15 protein-coding genes and 1 pseudogene are annotated in these 16,981 nt (G+C 64.4%); 5 read left to right on the plus strand and 11 right to left on the minus strand.

What is annotated here, in order from left to right; genetic code table 11:
- Together AC1DYX_RS16105 and AC1DYX_RS16110 are read left to right on the plus strand one after the other, a co-directional pair.
- On the plus strand, positions 1-552 hold a 552-nt coding region (locus AC1DYX_RS16105; RefSeq protein ID WP_477260523.1), incomplete at its 5' end, for a hypothetical protein.
- A gap of 184 nt (positions 553-736) precedes the next feature.
- A complete protein-coding gene (locus tag AC1DYX_RS16110) occupies positions 737-1,321 on the plus strand; it encodes a hypothetical protein (RefSeq protein WP_477260525.1) in 585 nt (194 codons plus the stop codon).
- Between the two features lie 55 nt (positions 1,322-1,376).
- Here the strand turns inward: AC1DYX_RS16110 and AC1DYX_RS16115 are convergent, their stop codons facing one another.
- Positions 1,377-2,441: a transposase gene (locus AC1DYX_RS16115; RefSeq protein ID WP_477260527.1), complete on the minus strand. Its 1,065-nt coding sequence runs from the start codon at positions 2,439-2,441 to the stop codon at positions 1,377-1,379.
- A 128-nt stretch (positions 2,442-2,569) separates the two neighbouring features.
- Here AC1DYX_RS16115 and AC1DYX_RS16120 point away from each other — a divergent pair, with 128 nt between their 5' ends.
- Positions 2,570-3,004, plus strand: a complete 435-nt coding sequence (locus AC1DYX_RS16120) for a hypothetical protein (RefSeq protein ID WP_477260529.1) — start codon at positions 2,570-2,572, stop codon at positions 3,002-3,004.
- Here AC1DYX_RS16120 and AC1DYX_RS16125 read toward each other — a convergent pair.
- The 7 genes and pseudogenes from AC1DYX_RS16125 to AC1DYX_RS16155 form a co-directional block, all read right to left on the minus strand.
- On the minus strand, positions 2,981-3,187 hold the full coding sequence (locus AC1DYX_RS16125) for a phage integrase central domain-containing protein (RefSeq protein WP_477260531.1): 207 nt from the start codon (positions 3,185-3,187) through the stop codon (positions 2,981-2,983). The genes AC1DYX_RS16120 and AC1DYX_RS16125 overlap by 24 nt on opposite strands.
- 90 nt (positions 3,188-3,277) lie before the next feature.
- Positions 3,278-3,430 (minus strand): annotated as a pseudogene (locus AC1DYX_RS16130) (IS3 family transposase); the annotation flags it as partial.
- Between the two features lie 22 nt (positions 3,431-3,452).
- Positions 3,453-4,817 carry a hypothetical protein gene (locus AC1DYX_RS16135; RefSeq protein ID WP_477260533.1) on the minus strand — a complete coding sequence of 455 codons (1,365 nt, stop codon included), beginning with the start codon at positions 4,815-4,817 and terminating at the stop codon, positions 3,453-3,455.
- Positions 4,818-4,976: 159 nt separating this feature from the next.
- Positions 4,977-5,909: a hypothetical protein gene (locus AC1DYX_RS16140; protein ID WP_477260535.1), complete on the minus strand. Its 933-nt coding sequence runs from the start codon at positions 5,907-5,909 to the stop codon at positions 4,977-4,979.
- Between the two features lie 219 nt (positions 5,910-6,128).
- Complete coding sequence (locus tag AC1DYX_RS16145; RefSeq protein ID WP_477260537.1) at positions 6,129-8,795, minus strand: hypothetical protein; 2,667 nt, start codon at positions 8,793-8,795, stop codon at positions 6,129-6,131.
- Positions 8,792-9,619, minus strand: a complete 828-nt coding sequence (locus tag AC1DYX_RS16150) for an SGNH/GDSL hydrolase family protein (RefSeq protein ID WP_477260539.1) — start codon at positions 9,617-9,619, stop codon at positions 8,792-8,794. The genes AC1DYX_RS16145 and AC1DYX_RS16150 overlap by 4 nt, the downstream gene beginning before the upstream one ends.
- Positions 9,620-9,945: 326 nt before the next feature.
- Positions 9,946-10,854: a LysR family transcriptional regulator gene (locus tag AC1DYX_RS16155; protein ID WP_477260541.1), complete on the minus strand. Its 909-nt coding sequence runs from the start codon at positions 10,852-10,854 to the stop codon at positions 9,946-9,948.
- A gap of 106 nt (positions 10,855-10,960) precedes the next feature.
- Between AC1DYX_RS16155 and AC1DYX_RS16160 the strand changes: the two genes are divergently transcribed.
- Both AC1DYX_RS16160 and AC1DYX_RS16165 read left to right on the plus strand, forming a co-directional pair.
- Complete coding sequence (locus AC1DYX_RS16160) at positions 10,961-11,578, plus strand: glutathione S-transferase family protein (protein WP_477260544.1); 618 nt, start codon at positions 10,961-10,963, stop codon at positions 11,576-11,578.
- 7 nt (positions 11,579-11,585) lie between these two features.
- Positions 11,586-12,488 carry a pyridoxamine 5'-phosphate oxidase family protein gene (locus AC1DYX_RS16165; protein ID WP_477260546.1) on the plus strand — a complete coding sequence of 301 codons (903 nt, stop codon included), beginning with the start codon at positions 11,586-11,588 and terminating at the stop codon, positions 12,486-12,488.
- A gap of 9 nt (positions 12,489-12,497) precedes the next feature.
- Here the strand turns inward: AC1DYX_RS16165 and AC1DYX_RS16170 are convergent, their stop codons facing one another.
- The 3 genes from AC1DYX_RS16170 to AC1DYX_RS16180 form a co-directional block, all read right to left on the minus strand.
- The gene (locus AC1DYX_RS16170) at positions 12,498-13,625 is read right to left on the minus strand and encodes a DNA topoisomerase IB (protein WP_477260548.1); all 1,128 of its coding nucleotides are present in this window, start codon (positions 13,623-13,625) and stop codon (positions 12,498-12,500) included.
- A gap of 101 nt (positions 13,626-13,726) precedes the next feature.
- A complete protein-coding gene (locus tag AC1DYX_RS16175) occupies positions 13,727-15,367 on the minus strand; it encodes a Na+/H+ antiporter (RefSeq protein ID WP_477260549.1) in 1,641 nt (546 codons plus the stop codon).
- Between the two features lie 158 nt (positions 15,368-15,525).
- On the minus strand, positions 15,526-16,981 hold a 1,456-nt coding region (locus AC1DYX_RS16180; RefSeq protein ID WP_477260551.1), incomplete at its 5' end, for an ATP-binding protein.

Below are 16,981 nucleotides of genomic sequence, written 5' to 3' on the forward strand. Positions count from 1 at the left end.
ATCAGAGCGTGGCTAGAATGCGGCCTTGGTAACGCCAACCCTCGTAGCAGAATCATCGTTACCTCGCGCACGGCAACGATTGCGGGTTTCCTTGTTGAGGTAACGCGACTCAAAGAAGAGGACGCGACGAATCTAATCAATCAGCATGTGCATGCAATCATGCTGCGTCGACGTTTCGGAGACCTAAGTAAACCAACTTTAAAGAAGATTTTGGATTTTACGCTAGGGAATCCTCTGGCAATCCGGCTCTGTCTAGGTCTATTAAATGGAACTGGAAATGAGCAATCATTCAACAAAGCTGTCGAGACGGTCGAGATGAACCAGAATCCGACCATAGAGCCGAGACATGACATTCTTATTAGGAAGATGTGGGAGGAATTAAAGGAAGATGAGATGCGAATAGTTGAGGCATTGGTAATTTTTCCGATCGGAGAATGGATTCCAGTCTCTCTGCTAATTCAGGCAGCAGGGGGGGGGGAGCGTTGCGAACTTCTCAAAGACGTTCCAGGTTTGCGTGAATTTTGGCTTACTCGAGTACGACGCCGCACTTGAGAAATTTTCAGTGCATAGGACAACAAGAGAGGTTCTGGTCAGACAAAATTTATTTAGTCAGGAAAATATGGAYGATGCACGTAACCGACTGGCAATTTACCTTTTAACCTTTCTTCGAAGGGAAGACGTAATTTGTAGGGGGGAGATAACGGAAGACTATTGGAACGCCTTGGTGCGAGATGAGATGGTAAAAGTGGATAATTATTGGCCCACCATTGAAGAAATAATGCATTGGAAAGAAAGTGATCCCATGATCGTTCAATTTACGCTGTTGCTGGTCCATTATATGGACAGTCGATTTTTAAATGCGCAACGACTAAGGTTCGTTGAGCGATCAATTGCAGCGTTGGGAGATTCCAGTAATCGTATTAAAGCATTATTATACATAGATGCGTTGGGTTGGACCTACGTCGAAGAAGGTTCAAACGAAAAGGCATTGAGCAATATAAAACTTGGGTGTAAGTTTCTTGGCGAAAGTGATCACGATCTGCGTGCACTTGCATATGCCTGGAAAGCACGCATTGCCGCGTCTGACGGGAAGATTGGAGAAGCCATTTCCTACATATCCCGCGCAAAGGAACATGTATTGAAATGCGAGAAGAAATATTGGATTAGAACACGAGTCAATATGAGGCAATTTCAAAACTTCCCGTCGAATTCAGACCGGCATCATGCAAGCGCACTGTGTAAGTGCATTTTCATGATGGCGGCCACATCGAGCGGTCGTTATGGTGGTGGAATCATGGTTTCGGTGATGGCATGGGCGTGACAGGGCCGCGCCGGGACGGCGCACGGCGATTTGCGGATCACGGCGGGTGGCAAGGTCATCTTCGTAACCGCAACAATTGGTCGACGCTCAAGGCGAGCAGGCCGAACATCAAATGGCACATGACCTTGGCATGCCCCTTGACCATGATGGCGCGGGCGCCGAATTCGTCCTTGAGACGGGCGTTGGTCCGCTCTGCGGCGCTGCGTTCGCGGTAGCGCACGGCGTCGGCGGGCTCGAACTCTTCCTTCTCGCCGCCACGCGGATTGTGGTCGATCAGGGGCACATGCCCCAGGTCGCGGCTGTGGGCATGCAGCTCCTTGCTACAGTAGGCGGCGTCCATCAGGTCGTACAGGTTGGTGACGCGTTCCTTGCTGAGATACGACAGCGGCACGGCGGCGCGGCTGTCATGCATCGAGGCCGAAGTCAGCACGGCGGCGACGGGGACGCCGCAGTCGGCGGTGTCGACATGCAGTTTGTAGCCGTTCCAGCTGGTCTTGTATCCCTGGGCGTTGCACTTGGTGCCCCGGTCGCACGCGGTGGGCAGTTCGGCCAGCATCCGCGGCAGCGTTTGCGCCAGCTGGCGCCGGATCGGCGATCCGGTCGTGGCCTTCACGGCGGCTTGTCGCGCCGGCTTCCTGGCCGGCCGCTCGCGCGCCGGGATGGCCGTGCCGTCGCGGCTGAGGTGGCCAACCAACCGGTCGCCCAACTGCTCCCGTATCAATGCCTCGTGCGCACGCTCGCCCAGCTTGGCCTCGGCGAATTCGCCAAAGGCGCGGGAAAACGTCGCCGCCGACGGCAGCTTGGAGAACGGCGCGAAGCCACAGATGCGGCGCAGCGCCCGGTCGATCGTCAGCCGCTCGATCAGACCGACCGTGGTGCCGATGTTCAGCACCGCCTTGGCGACAAACGCGTTGGCCAGCCAGGCCCGCGTGTGCGGAGGGCGGCCCGTGCCGCACCAGGAATCGGAAACGAATTCCTCGATGCGCGCCCACTCCAGCACGTGGACCACCCGCTCCAGTTTAGGCGTCAGGGAACCAACCTCGGCGCCCAGGCCGGGCAACACCTCGTATTGAATCGCTTTCCAGCGTTGCATGAGTTGGGCGGGTCGGGTAGCATCCATGGCGTGGGTGTCGATGATTGGCGTAGAGAACCATCATCATGCCAGCAATGGCCACCCATCCCGCCTCGTTTTTCCTCGCCACGTCAGGCGAAAACCTCGTTCCCCGCTAGTTTTGCAAGAGCCTCAATATGATAGCTGGCGACATAAAAATTATCGAAAAAAAACCAATAAGAGCGGAAGATTTGTATCGGGATGCCGAGCGGGAGCAGGAGATGTATGGAGGAGAGCTTGACTATCAAATTGATTGGCGCATTGGGTTGGCTCTACTTCGCAAAGCTGAACTTCAAAAAGCCAAAAAAAAGATGAAAGGTTACAGACTCTCTATAAATTTGGCGAGGTATCGTTTTACCAAGCTGACGGAACATATCAATGTCGCTAACGGTCGATTATATGGTGAATATGGGCTAGCTTTGATCTCTGAACAGGAGCATTCAACTAGAGAAGCTGGATGGCGATTGCGTCGAGTCCTAAAGGAAATTGAGGCGCGACATGGAGAAAATCATGTTTTGCTAAAGCTTGCGACGAGTAGTTACCAAGGCCTAACCAATCGCAGTCATATTTAGGAAACAAAGCTCCGTGATCGTTGCATCGTGCTTCGTCTTGGCTACCTCGAAGGCGCCTTTCAGATCGGTGGTGACGTCGCGATCGATCATGCCGCTCGCAACCGTAAACCGAAAGACCTGGCCGCAGATCTGTTTGACCCGATGCGTAGATTCTTCGACGCCGTGCGCCTCCGTCTTCCGCAAGCAGGCGAGGCCATCGGTCGCTTTAAGCGAAGAAACCGGAACGCTTCCGACCTTAGGTGGATCGCCTCGGCTTTTCTAGACACTCGAGAGTCATTGGAAGTACTGTTTCTCGTATTCGACCGGCGACATGTCATCACTGAAGCTGTGCCGGCGCTCGGGATTGCAGAACATCTCGATATAGTCGAAGACATCCTGCCTGGTTTCAACGCGGGTAGCGTAGATACGTCTCCGCTTCAATAGTTGAGAAAGAGTAATTGATCGGTCGTCAGGTCTCAGCGAATTCGTCCGCGTTCGCATGCTGCGCCAGCGCTTCGCCCGCGCACTGGCGCAGGCGTTTGAAATTGGCCGGATTCGCCGAAAAGTAGTGCGTCGCCTGGAGGTAGCGTTCCATGGCTGCGGCATTGACGATCTTGCCGGGAGAAGGCACCTTTACGTGATTGTCGAACATCACGTCCATGCCGCCGAGCCAGTCCAGCAGTGTGGTCGGTGGGCCCGACATGTTGATCCACATGGCAATGTACAGCAAGGCCTTGAGCGATATGGTGCGGTCACTCTTGTCTGCGATTGCCATGCAGTTGCCGACATCATCGAAGACTCCGTGAAGAATCTCCTGGTCCATCGCGTCCACAAGAGCGCGTCCGGCCTGCGAATTCAACGCGCTGTTGACGAGCGCGCTGTCCTGCGGCGTGAGGGGACTGGTGATGGTGTGCACCGACAGCAGGCTCTTCAGCGATTCGGACTTTTCGGCAGGGACCCCTGCGGCCGTCAAAACGCGCAGGAACGTGGAACCGACAATCGGCTGTTTGGCCGCCAGATCGCCCTGCATGAAGCCGAACGAGCCGCCGCTCCTGCCTTTTCCGGCGAAGCTGATTTTATACGGCGATGCATTACCGATTTCATGCAGCCGCAATGCGGTCGAGATCGTCCCTTGTACCGGATCGTCGAGTGTCGTGATGAGCATATCGAGGGGATCGAGTCCTGCACCTTGTAGCGCGGCCGCAGTGTGATTGGGCGCGGGCGACGCCGCGAGAGGGGACGACGTCGGCTGCAGTGGAGATACAAAATCCGCAGGGTCGAAGCTCGTAATCAGTTCCGGAGTCAGCCCATTCCATGCGGATGGATTCAGCAATGCGCTGAACGGCGTGATAATGGTGAACCGTTTCTCCCGATCCTCGCCTGCGCCGATGACCATGCCGACCACGTGCATGTCGCCATCGACGACCAGGCTGCCATTGTCACCGTCTTGCGTGAACACGCGATCGGATACGATCTGGCCTTGATAGGTGACCGCCGCGGATGCCGCCCAGTCCGGACCCTTCACGAACATGCCCCCGACATCCATGTCCACGTTGGCGATCGTGGGGTCGTTGCCGTCGTGGAGCATGGGATGGCCGCCGGTCTGGATTGGCTGGCCGAYCGCTGGCGCGACAGGCGGTTTCAGTTCCGCCAGGGTTTGCCCGAGACGCAGCCGCGGATCGACCAACTCCGGAACAACCCATATCAGAGCGGCATCGGTCGTCGGATCGCCATCGATCGTCGTCCAGGTCTGCAGACGGCCGATGGCCCGAGGTGAACCGGACGCGTCGATCGCATGGATTTCGTCACCCTGCCGTGCAAAGGTGGGAAGCACGACATGACCTGCCGTCATCAATAGTAGACGATCGGGATACTCCTTGAATCGAAGCAGGCAAGTCGATCTTCCGCTGCCATAAGTCCCATACTGCAGCCTGTCGCCACATTGAAATTTCATGTCGAGTGCCTCCAATGCCGGTTTCGGAAGAGTCCTCATTCAGACCACGCTCGGTGGCAGTGGCCGCTGCAGTACGGTGCTTGGCTTGAGCGGGTTTTGCGGCGAGCCTTCTCCACGCTGCGCGGGCCTCCCGTTGGCGTCCGGGCCGGATAGTGCTCCATTCGCGGCAGGAGGGACCGGGACGGCTTTATAGGCGAGATAGCCGGCATGGCTGATGGCCAGCAGGTAGATGAACGTCTCGGACAGTTGCGGCAGAACGGTTGTACCAGGCTTGACGCCAGCCGGTATCTCGCCGGATGCTCCCGTATAAAACAGCCGGAGCAGCATCGCCAGATAGACACCCCAGAGAATCAATGTGACCGCGAACTGCTGAACCTTGCTGATGTCGACCGTCCCGGCCGCGACGGCGTCGTCGCTCTGGAACAGATCCTGGAAGAGGGGCGGGCACCGGTCCGAGCGAACGAAAACCTTGCCGACCGCGTGTACGTCGGCACCCACGCGCGTCGCCGCCGTATCCAGCGCTGACCTGGAGGGCGGGTTGGTCAGCGACTTCAGCGACAGGATTGCCGGGGCCGCTGCGCCGCTGGCAATGCTGATGCCCATGATGATCAACAGCTCAGGTGGGATATGGATGTTCAGGGCCACCGACAATCCGTCGGCGGAGCCCGTGTCGAGCGTGCCCCATGCCCGGCAAATGACAACCGCCATCAGCGCCGAAAGTATCAGCCAGGTCCAGAGTACGACTTGCAGGCGGGAGAGGCTGTAGGTATTGCGGCTGCTCCAGAATACGCCGCTCATCCTGTCCGCCACGCCGACGCTGATCGACGTGAGCAGGACGTACAGGGCCAGCAATGCAAGTACGAACACGCCGATCCGCGTTCCGGGGCCCTTGCCTGCGCCATACAGTCCTGCCAGATAGGGCAATAGGGCATCGATGACACCAAGCACAAGGCCAAGGACCAGCAGCGGCATGGCCCCGATCGATGGGAGAACGGGACCGGTTGTCGGCGGCGTGGGCGCGGCGGCGTGTGGGGCGGCAGACGCACTTGGGCGGTCGCGCAACATTGTGTTTTGGAGACCCATCCCGACTCCTCATTGAGGTAGCGTCAATCATCCGGTTTGACATCGGGCGCCAAGCCGGGTTCTGTCGATTTTCCCTGCCGGCGTTTGCGGCAGGACCGGCTTGAACCGTTACAACACCGCGTGCCACAAGTCCAGGCCGAGGCCGAGTACCGCCCTGCAGCATTCGACGCCCAGCTTGCGATAGGACTCCCATTGGCCCTCGTCGAAGAACTGGTCGCCGGTCGTTTGTTGTGGGAATACCGGGTTGTTGCGGTAGTAGCCGAGCAGGTCGCTCGATGCGCAGGCGATCAGGCGCGGCTTGATCATGACGACCCGGGCGAGGAGGTCGCCGCCATGGCGTACGTTCAGCAGGACCGCGCACCGGGTATCGAGACGCTCCGGGTCGGCCGCGCCCATCGTCGATGGTGTACCGAAAACCGTGTTCAGCGGAGCGGCCATGGTGACGGCCGTGTCGATCTCGACCTCCAGCTGGAAGTCGATCCGGGCCAGGCGTACCAGGTTCGCCAGGTCATCGTAGCGATAATCGGGATCGGCGCCGCAATCGCAGGCAAGGACGAACCGTACCACGGTGTCCGGATTGCGCATCCGCCGCAGCAGTTCGTACATGGCCGTGTTGTCGAAATGGCCGCCGTCGGTCAGGTACAGCAAACGGCGATGGTCGCCCTGGAACCGGCCGCGCAGTTCGTCCAGCAGATACAGGTAGGTTGGAAACAGACGGCGGACGATACAGTCGGCGCCGTCCGGCCCTTCCCACCAGCGACCAATCCGCGCATTGGCCATGGTAACGCAGATCGCGGCCCCGGCCGATGTCTGGCGCCCCATGCCGGTCGATACCGCCGCCCCGGAGATGGCGAGCCAGTCACCGATGCTGAGGCATGCGCCCGCGCCCGTCACGCGAAAAAATTCATCACCGATCGCGACGTCGACGGAAGGCACGGGTCCTGCCGTTCCGGTCGGTGGCAGCACGACGAAAGGCTTGCCCTTGCGATCACGCTGGACCAGTTGTTCGGCCGGGTCGACGGTCTGGTTGAGCGTCGCATTGATCAAATGGAGTGGCGAGGCCGGTCGGGAAAAATAGTTGCGGTAGTCGATCGAGTCGCCGTCCACGAAGCGTGCCACGCCGGTTGTCGCGGTCATGACGGGGGCGAGTGCGGCGCCGGCGGTCGTGCGCTGCGGGTTCGCCGCGCCAAGGTACGCGCGGGTCAGGCGCGAACTGTAGAAGTGGTGGTAGCTCGACATGTTCAGGATCGAGCGCCAGCGGCCGGCGACGACGACGAACACCAGGGACAGGAGCGCGAGCGTCCCGGAGCTCGACAGGGGAATGGCTGCGAGCGCCTGGAAGGGTGTCAGGTGCCGTGCCGCCATGCTGGTCCAGGGTTCCGGCCCACCTGTCCGCATCAGCCATTGCGCCGCCGCGGTCCAGAACACGCCGACGCCGAGCAGCAGGAGGAATCCCAGTATGCTGAGGGCGACCGCGAGGCCGCGGCGCGGAACGCCGTCGACCTTGTCCACGCTGCTGCCGGCGCCGCGTAACAGCGGCACCAGCTTCATGACCGTGCGATAGGCGAGCGCCAGGATGCCGGCTCCCCCGCCGGACACCAGGATAGGGTGCGGCCCGTCGGCCGCCAGCACCTCCTGCGCAACCTCCAGCACCAGCGCCAGCATCAGCAGCACGCCCACGCATTGGATGCCCCAGGTGCAGAGGCGGGTCAACCTGACCGCAAGTACGCCCTTGCTCGTGGTAGTCCACCGTCGACAACGCGCGGCGATTGCCCACGCCACCGTCAACAGCAATACCAGACTACACAACGTCAGGTACATGGGCCACTGGCTGGCAGTATCGAATAGGGGTGCGACATATCCGGTCCAGCACCACTGGAAGGGCAGAAGGTCGGCTTGCCAGCGCGCTCCCGCGATGAACGTCGCCATGCCGGCGGCAAGGACGCCCACGATTCTCAGCCAGGGCAACTCCGCCTGCGTCGCACCGTCGGGCACGTCGCGCGTCATCCAGTACGCGCCTGCGGTCGGCAGCACCCAGCAAACGAGCGTGGCAAGCGGCAGCCACCACCATTTCGGGTCCAGGGTCGGCCAACGTGGCGCAATGACACAGGCGGCCAGTGCAAGCAGTGCGGTCACGAATACGATCGGGGCGCCGATCACGCTCTGGATGCCGAGCCAGTTGCGCGCACCGAAGCCGAATGCGTACGCCATGTCGCCCGCGCCCGACGGCGCGAGGTAGCGCCCGWTCTCGCGCAACCAGGCCAGCGGCGACGGGAGTACGTGCCGGTGGACGCGCGCCGGAGGCTCTTCCGCGATGTGGAGGTTGACCTTTGCGGCAGCCTGTCGTGGCGGGCCGGGTTGCTGGGCATACAGCGCTTGCATGAAGCCGGCCGTGAATCCGCCGCCGCTCACGCTCGACACGTAGTCGAACTGCGGCAGCAGGCCGCCGACCTGGTCATACGCCGCCTTCGCGTGCGGCGGGAGACCCTTGACGGCCGTGTCACCGGGATGCGCAAGCTCCTGCAGTACGCCGAGGCAGAACGTGGCGCTACGGATGCCGCCACCGGACAGGGCAAGGGCCCAGTTCACCGTCGTGACGCCCGGTCCGGGCTGCAGATTCTGGTCGTGGTCGAACGACGCGGACGCCGCACCGGCACCGAACAGCGCCGCGCGCCGCAGGGCGGTCTGTCCGGCTTCAAGGCGCATCTGATGGTCGAGGTCGTGCGGTTGCGAAGCCCGGTTCGCGCTGTCCGCGCGGGCGGCCGCTGCGTTCATGTTGCCAGTCTCTGGTCGTGCAGGACGGGAAGCCAGCGGGCAGCGATCTTGCGGAAGCCGGCCGGCGTCGGGTGCAACTCGTTGGCCCAGTCGGCGCGCTGCAGCGCTTCGCGGCTGTCGATGAGCATGACGCGACCGGGATAGCGCGCAACGATCTCTTGCAGCATCGCGGTAAAGCGGTCGATGATGATGCGGATGCACTCGTCGCGCAAACCGTCGGCCACCCGCGCCGCTTCGAATGCCGGCCTGAGCCAGGGCGAACTGTCGGGGCCGAAAATGCCTTGCCCGGTGACGAACGCATAATCGTAGTTATGAACGATGATGCGCGTGGCGCCCGTCGCACTTTCCTCGGCGGTGCGCCACGTGGCGCCGATGATCTGGTTGATCAGCGCGATATAACTGTCCCCCACCTTCTCGAGCAGCCAGTCGAGACTGCCCTTTTGGGCACCGTCGCGGAAGCACGCCTCAGCGGTCGTGCACGCGACGCAGTTATCGCCGAGGACTGGACGCAGATCGTTGATGCCGGCGAAATCGTTGCCGCCGCCTGAAAGAAACACTGCAGACAGGCTGCTGCCGTACAAGTCCAGCGCCGTGCGGATCTGCCGCGAATAGGTGCCATGCACATAGTCGTATGCCTCGGCGCCGTTGTTGCCATAGGCGAGGATGACATGCTCGCGCGTAGCGACCATGTCGCCGAGGTAATTGAGCAGGGAACCGCCGGGAAACGGATACCAGAACCACGAATCACCGATCGCAAGGATCGACGGGTAGTTGCCGTCACTTTGCATTAGGGTTGCATCCCAGTAGACGTTCGCGTATTGCATATCGCCTCCCTGATGAGCATGGATGGGACACGCTAACATTGAGACATATCAATGTCAAAGACACACTACAGCTTGTATCTTTTATGAACTCCTAACAGTTTTGATATTGAATCGCCCGGTATTTTGTGTCTTATTGTAAATTGGAAATTTGCATTTCTCAGATGCACTGCGACCATGCCATGGACGTGTGTCATGAGTGCGCGACCCCAGCCAGCTGTGTGAACCGGGCGGGCGGCGAAGAGTGCCGTTATTCGACTTTGACGGTGGCTTTGCGGTGCGGTTCCAGGCTGCGCTCGCCCTCCCGATGGATATCGGCCCGAGGCTGGTCACTGCGAGCAGGATTGGCGAATCACGTCCAACCCCGCGAATTCCGCCACCGCAAAGTCGACAAACGCCCTCAGCCGCGGCGCCATGTGCCTGCTGCTGCGCAGCACGAGGTGCACCGGCAATGGCTCCGGCTCAAAGTCCGCCAGCAGGCGCTGCAGCAGCCCCGCACGCAGGTCCGGCTCGACCTGGTACGACAGCGCGCGCGCAATGCCGAAGCCGTCGCGCGCGGCCGCCAGCACCGCCTCCACGTCGTTCATGCGCAGTCGGGGGCTATAGCGTACGACGTGCTCGCGGCCGTCCGCGCGGAAGCGCCACTCGGCCACGCTGCGCACCGAGGTCGACATGATCAACTCGTGGTCGGCAAGGTCCGCGGGCACGGCCGGCGTGCCGCGCCGGTCGAGGTAGGCGCCGCTCGCCACCGTCACGCGTCGCACCTCGCCCAGCCGGCGTGCGACGAGGCTCACGTTGGCGAGCGGCCCGATGCGCACGGCGGCGTCGATGCCTTCCTCGATCAGGTCGACATTGCGGTCGGACAGTGTCAGGTCGACCTGGATGTCTGGATGCAGCGCGAGAAAGCGCGTGACGACGGGCGCCACGTGGCGTCGCCCGAACGCGGTGGGCGCGGTCAGGCGCAGCAGGCCGCGCGGCGCGGCGGTGCCTGGCGGCTGCAGCGCCGCGTCGTAGTCGGCCAGCAGGCGGCGTGCCTGTTCCGCCAGGCGCAGGCCGGTTTCGGTCGGAATCAGGCGCCGCGTGCTGCGTTCGAACAGGCGCGCGCCGGCGCGGGTCTCGAGCGTACCCAGGATGCGCGTGACGGCCGCCGGTGAGCGGCCCAGCTTGCGCGCGGCGGCGGCCATGCTGCCGGCGTCGAGGATGGCGACAAATACGTGCAACTCATCGAGTCGGTCCATGGCGATTATTTCGGAAAATGGAATACTGAGTTGCCATTATGCCGGATTCCGGTGTAACCGAAATCGCACTACGATGCGTCCATCACCCACCACCGAGCGAACGACCATGACCCAGACCCGCACTCTCCACGGCACCCGCCTGTCCGGCCACACGCACCGCGTCCAGTTGTTCCTGCACCTGCTCGACCTGCCGTACGCCTACGCCGACAGCCCGGCCGCCGTGCGCGCCACGCCGGCCTTCCGCGCGCTGAATCCGCTCGGCCAGATCCCCGTCCTGCAGGAGGGCGACGTCGTGCTGGCCGACAGCAATGCGATCCTCGTCTACCTGGCGAAACGCCATGCGGCGGGCAGCGGCTGGCTGCCGGAAGATCCCGTCGGCGCGGCGCGCGTGCAGCGCTGGCTGTCGCTGGCGGCCGGCGAGATCGCATACGGCCCGGCCGCCGCGCGCGTCAACGCCCGCTTCTACGACACGGGTGTGCCGCCGGCGCTGTCGCAGGTCCTGGCCGCGCGCGTGCTGGGCCTGATGGAGAGCGAACTGGCCCGGCGCGACTGGCTCGCGGCCGATGYGGCGAACGATAGTCCGACGATCGCCGACGTCGCGTGCTACGCCTATGTCGCGCACGCCCCGGAAGGCGGCATCGCGCTGGACGCATATCCGCACGTGCAGGCCTGGATCGCGCGCATGCAGGCGCTGCCGGGTTTTATTCCCATGCCGCGCGAGTGAGGCGATCATGACGGACGACCGCATCCCCATGCCTTTCCACCCCGGCGAATTGCGCGCGCAGGCCCTGGCCGGCGTCGAGACGTTCGCCGCGCCGATCCGCAACCGCATGCCGGACCAGCACCGCACGTTCTTCCCGCTGCTGCCTTTCCTGTGCGTGGCCGTCGGGGACGCGGCCGGCTGGCCGCTGGCGACGCTCGTGCAAGGCCCGCCGGGCTTCGCCGTGTCGCCCGATCCGGCCCGGCTCGACGTCGCCGCGCTGCCGGCCGCCGCCGATCCCGCGCTGACTTATCTCGTGGCCGGGGCGACGGTCGGCATGCTCGGCATCGACCTCGGCACGCGCCGGCGCAACCGCCTGAACGGCGTCGTCGCGGCCCTCGGCAACGGTGGGTTCGCGGTCGACGTCGTGCAGTCGTTCGGCAACTGCCCGCGCTACATCCACGTGCGCGCGCTCGTGCCGGTGGAACGCACGCCCGGCCCGGTGACGGCCTTCGGTGCCGACCTGCCGCGGCGGGCGCGCGACATGCTGGCCGCAAGCACGACGCTGTTCGTGGCAAGTAGCAGCGGTGCGGACGCGCATGGCGCCACGCGGGGCCTGGACATGTCGCACCGCGGCGGGCCGGCGGGCTTTGCGCGGCTGGACGGCAACGTGCTGACGGTGCCGGACTACGCGGGCAACCGCTACTTCAACACGCTCGGCAATGTCGTCAGCGAGCCGCGCGCGGCCATCGTGCTGGCCGACGTCGCGAGCGGGGACGTGCTGCAGCTGCAGGGCATCGTCGACGTGGACTGGACGGCGGCGCAGCCCGACCGCGTGCCGCCCGTGGAACGCGTGTGGCGCTTCACGATCGTGCGCGGCTGGTTGCGTCCGGGCGCGTTCGGTCTGGCGGAAGCGGCCGGGGACATGCGATGAGGGGCCGTTTCAGGCCGCGCGCCGCTTGACGGCCAGGTCGGCACCGGCCGTTTCCTGCGCGAGCCGCCGCTCCAGCATCGCCAGCACGGCCGCTTCCTCGGGCTGGAGGTCGTGCAGGTCCTGGACGAGGCTTTCCTCGGCGCGTGCACGCAGGCCTTCCAGCATGGTGCCGTCGAGGTAGGCGTCCAGTACGGCCGGGTGCACGTAGCACTTGCGGCAGACCGATGGCGTGTTGCCGAGCTTTTCGGCGACGCATTCGATGGCGCGCACAATGTTTTTCTTTGCCTGCGCATCGGAATCGACGGCCTCGAATTCCTGCAGCGCCATCGCCGCGAGCACGGTGCCGGACCAGGTGCGGAAGTCTTTCGCGGTGTAATCCTCGCCCGTGATCGTGCGCAGGTAGTCGTTTACGTCGGCGGAGCCCACGGTATGCGTCTCGCCGTCGTCGTCGACGTACTGGAACAGGTCCTGGCCGGGCAGGTCGCGGGTGCGCTGGATGATGCGCGCGAGCCGGCGGTCGTGCACCTTGACGTCGTGGACCACGCCGCTCTTGCCGCGGAAGCGGAATTCGACCTCGCTGCCGTCGATCTTCACGTGCCGGTTGCGCAGCGTGGTCAGGCCGTACGACTTGTTCTCGCGGGCGTATTCGTCGTTACCGATGCGCATCATCGTCGCTTCCAGCAGGTAGACGATCGTGGCCAGCACCTTTTCGCGCGGCAGGCCGGGCAGGGCGAGCGCGCGGTCGACTTCCTGGCGGATCTTCGGCAACGCCTTGCCGAAGTTGATCATGCGTTCGTATTTCACTTCGTCGCGCACCTCGCGCCACTTCGGGTGGTAGCGGTACTGCTTGCGGCCGCGCGCGTCGCGGCCCGTCGCCTGCAGGTGGCCATTGGCCGGCGGACAGATCCAGACCTCCGTCCAGGCGGGCGGGACGGCAAGGGACTTGATGCGTTTCAGCGTCGCTTCGTCGTCCACCGGGTCGCCCCTGGCATCGAGATAACGGAAGCTGTCGCCGGCCGGCTCGCGCCGGATGCCGGGGCGGTCGTCGTGAACATAGCGCAAGCCCGCGGCCTTGGCGGCGGCGGGCGGATCGGAATTCGGCACCGGGTTGGCCGGGGCGTTGTCGTCGAGCTTCATCGGGATCTCGTGAGGTCGCGTTGGCGGTGTCCGGATGGCGCCGTCATGGGAACGCTACGCAGATTCGCGCGCGGCCACCGTACGCGATCTAACGTTGGCGCTCAATCCTGCTGGTAGCGCGCTTCCAGCAGGTCGATCTGGCGCAGCAGCTTGCGCGCCGTCTCGTCCGGGATGTCCATGCGACGGGCGAGCCGCAGCACGGTATCGCGCTCGGCCTTGAGCGCGACGAGCCGGTAAGCCAGTTCCGCGCGCTTGAGGGCCCGGGCATCGGCGTGGCCGTTGGCCGCGTCGGTCGCGCCCAGGCGGTGCCGGTACAGCCGCAGCACATGGCCGGCGGCCCGGCTGCGCAGCGCCGCGTCGGCATCGCCATCGGTCTTGCCGGCGTCCCTGCACGCTTGTTCCAGCGCCTCGACGGCGGCCAGCGTGGCCGCATGGCGCGCCTCGTCCTCGTTGCACTTCGCCTCCGGCTCGGCCGGCATCTGCAGGCCGCGCAGCAGGGCGGGCAGCGTCGCGCCGGCGAGCAGCAGCGAGACGACGATCACGCTGCCGGCCAGGAAGATCGCCAGGTGGCGCGCGGGAAACGGGTCGCCGTTCGGCAGCGCGAGCGGCAGGGTCATCACGCCGGCCATCGTCAGCGCGCCGCGCACGCCGGCGACGGACGTGGCGAGCATCACGCGCAGCCGCGGCCTGAACACCTGGCGTCCGAGGCGCTTGCGGTTCAGGATCGTCAGCTGCAGCGAGATCCACACCCACACGAAGCGCAGCAGCACGAGCCCCAGGCTGAACGCGAGGGCGCGGCCCGCGAGCCACCACGGATCGAACGGCTGGCCGCCGGCCGGATGCAGGGCGCCGCGCACGATGTCCGGCAGCTGCTCGCCCAGCAGCACGAACATGGTGCCGTTCAGCGTGAACTGCAGGGCGTCCCAGATGACGTTGCGGCGGATGCGCGTGGCCGGCGTGGCGTTGCCGGAAAGCTCCAGGTAGCTCATCGTGATGCCGGCCGCCACCGCGGCCAGGATGCCGGACCCGTTCAGGCGCTCCGCCAACAGATAGGCGCCGAACGGCGTCAGCAGGTTGATCAGCACGGGAACGCCGTCTTCCTCGCCGAAGCGGCGCTGCAGCATGCCGTGCACGCGCGTGATGGCGAACGTGATCGCGACGCCGGCAGCAATGCCCGCCAGCGCGATCCACAGGAACGACAGGCCGGCCCGCGCCGGCGAAAAGTGGCCCGTCACGGCGGCCGCGACGGCGAAGCGGAAGCATACGAGGCCGGTGGCGTCGTTGAGCAGGCTCTCGCCCTCGATGATGTGCATCAGGCGCGGCGGCATCGGCACGCGCGCCGTGATCGACGACACGGCCACAGGGTCCGTCGGCGCCACGATGGCCGCCAGCGCGAAGGCGACGGCCAGCGGCATCGTGGGGATCATCCAGTGCAGCAGGTACCCTGCGCCGACGACGGTGAACAGGACGAGGCCCAGCGCCAGCTCGAGGATCGTAGCCCTGTCGCGGAACAGGCCGATCTTGGGGATGCGCCAGCCGTCGACGAACAGCAGCGGGGGCAGGAACAGGAGGAAGAAGATGTCCGGTTCGAGCGCGACGCCATGCCTGAACCCGCCCGCGATCACCGCGCCCAGCGCGATCTGGATCAGCGGCAGGGGCAGCGCGACGGGCAGCACCCGCGCCACGTAGCCGCTGGCGATCACGGCGAGCAGCATCGCCAGGATGACTTCGACGGTGTCCATGCCTTCCCTCCTTTAATCGGGATGATAAGGGAAGCCGTAGGGTGGGCATTTGGGGCCGGTGGCCCCAAATGAAACGTGCCCACGCGTAACGCCAACACACCGCAAACGTCACGCGTGGGCACAGGGGGGCCCACCCTACGCATCGGATGACGCAGATGTCAGCGCCGGATGTTGGCTTCGGCGGCTGCGGCCAGGATGTCCGCCAGCTGCGTCGTATTGACCGGCTTGACGAGATAGTGATCGAACCCCGCCGCCATCGACGCGTCGCGGTCCTGCTGGCGGCCATAGCCGGTCATCGCGATCAGCGTGGCGCCGGCCACCTGCGGCAGCACGCGCAGGCGGCGGGCCAGCTCGTTGCCGTCGAAGTCCGGGAGGCCGATGTCGAGCAGGCAGACTTCCGGCGCGAACGTCTTGGCCAGTTCCAGCGCGTCGGTGGCGGAATAGGCGACTTCGACGCGGTGGCCGCCGGAGCGCAGGAACAGCTGGAGGGTGTGCACGGCGTCCACGTTGTCGTCCACGAGCAGGATGCGCAGCGGCACGCCGCCTTCCTCGTGATGCTCGCCGACGACGGGCGCCGGCGCCAGCACGACGTCCTGCGTGTGGCGGGGCAGGCGTACCGTGAACGTCGATCCCTTGCCCAGGCCCGGGCTGTAGGCGCGGACTTCACCGCCGTGCAGTTCGACGAGGCTCTTCACGAGGGCGAGGCCGAGGCCCAGGCCGCCCTGCGAGCGGTCCGGCGTGCGCTCGGCCTGGGTGAACAGGTCGAATACGCGCTCGACGAGGGTGGGTTCCATGCCGATGCCGTCGTCGGCGACGGTCAGCACATAGTCGTTGCCGTCCGGTTCCAGGCGCAGCTGGATGGTGCCGCCTTCCGGCGTGTACTTGGTGGCGTTGTTGAGCAGGTTCGCGCACACCTGCACGAGGCGCTTGTGGTCGCCCTTGACATAGGCCGGCGCGGGCGGCAGGTCGAGCACGACGCGGTGGCGGCGCGCCGCGATCAGCGGGCGGATCTGCTCGGCCGCGTCGTCGACGACGCGTTTGAAATCCAGCACCTGCGTCGACAGCGAAACCAGGCCGCGGGTCACGCGCGATACGTCCAGCAGGTCGTCGACGAGGCTCGTCATGTGGTCGACCTGGCGCACGATGATCGAGCAGGTCTGCGTGATCTGGGCGTTATCCGAGTGCAGCAGCTTGAGCAGATGGGCGCCCGTGCTGATCGGTGCCAGCGGGTTGCGCAGTTCGTGCGCGAGCATCGCCAGGAACTCGTCCTTCCTCTGGTCGGCGGCGCGCAGTTCGCGTTCGGCCAGCGAGCGCGCCGTCTCCTTCTTCTGCAGCGAGGCCGCCATGCGGTCCAGTGCCTGCGCCAGGTTGCCGATCTCTTCGTGGCCGTAGGCGATGCCGGAGCGCGCCTCCAGGTCGCCGGCCGCGATGCGCTCGGCCGTCGCCATCAGCTTGCGCACGCGCTGGACGATCAGCACGTCGCCGACGAGCCATGCGGCCAGCATGGCGAGCAGCGTGGTCGCCGCGAGGCCGAGCAGCGACATGATCTGGTCGTGGCGCGCGGCCGACAGGATCGTCTCGGTGGGGATGCCGATCGTGACCGTGTAGTCGGTC

Source organism: Massilia sp. P2_C2, assembly GCF_056404615.1.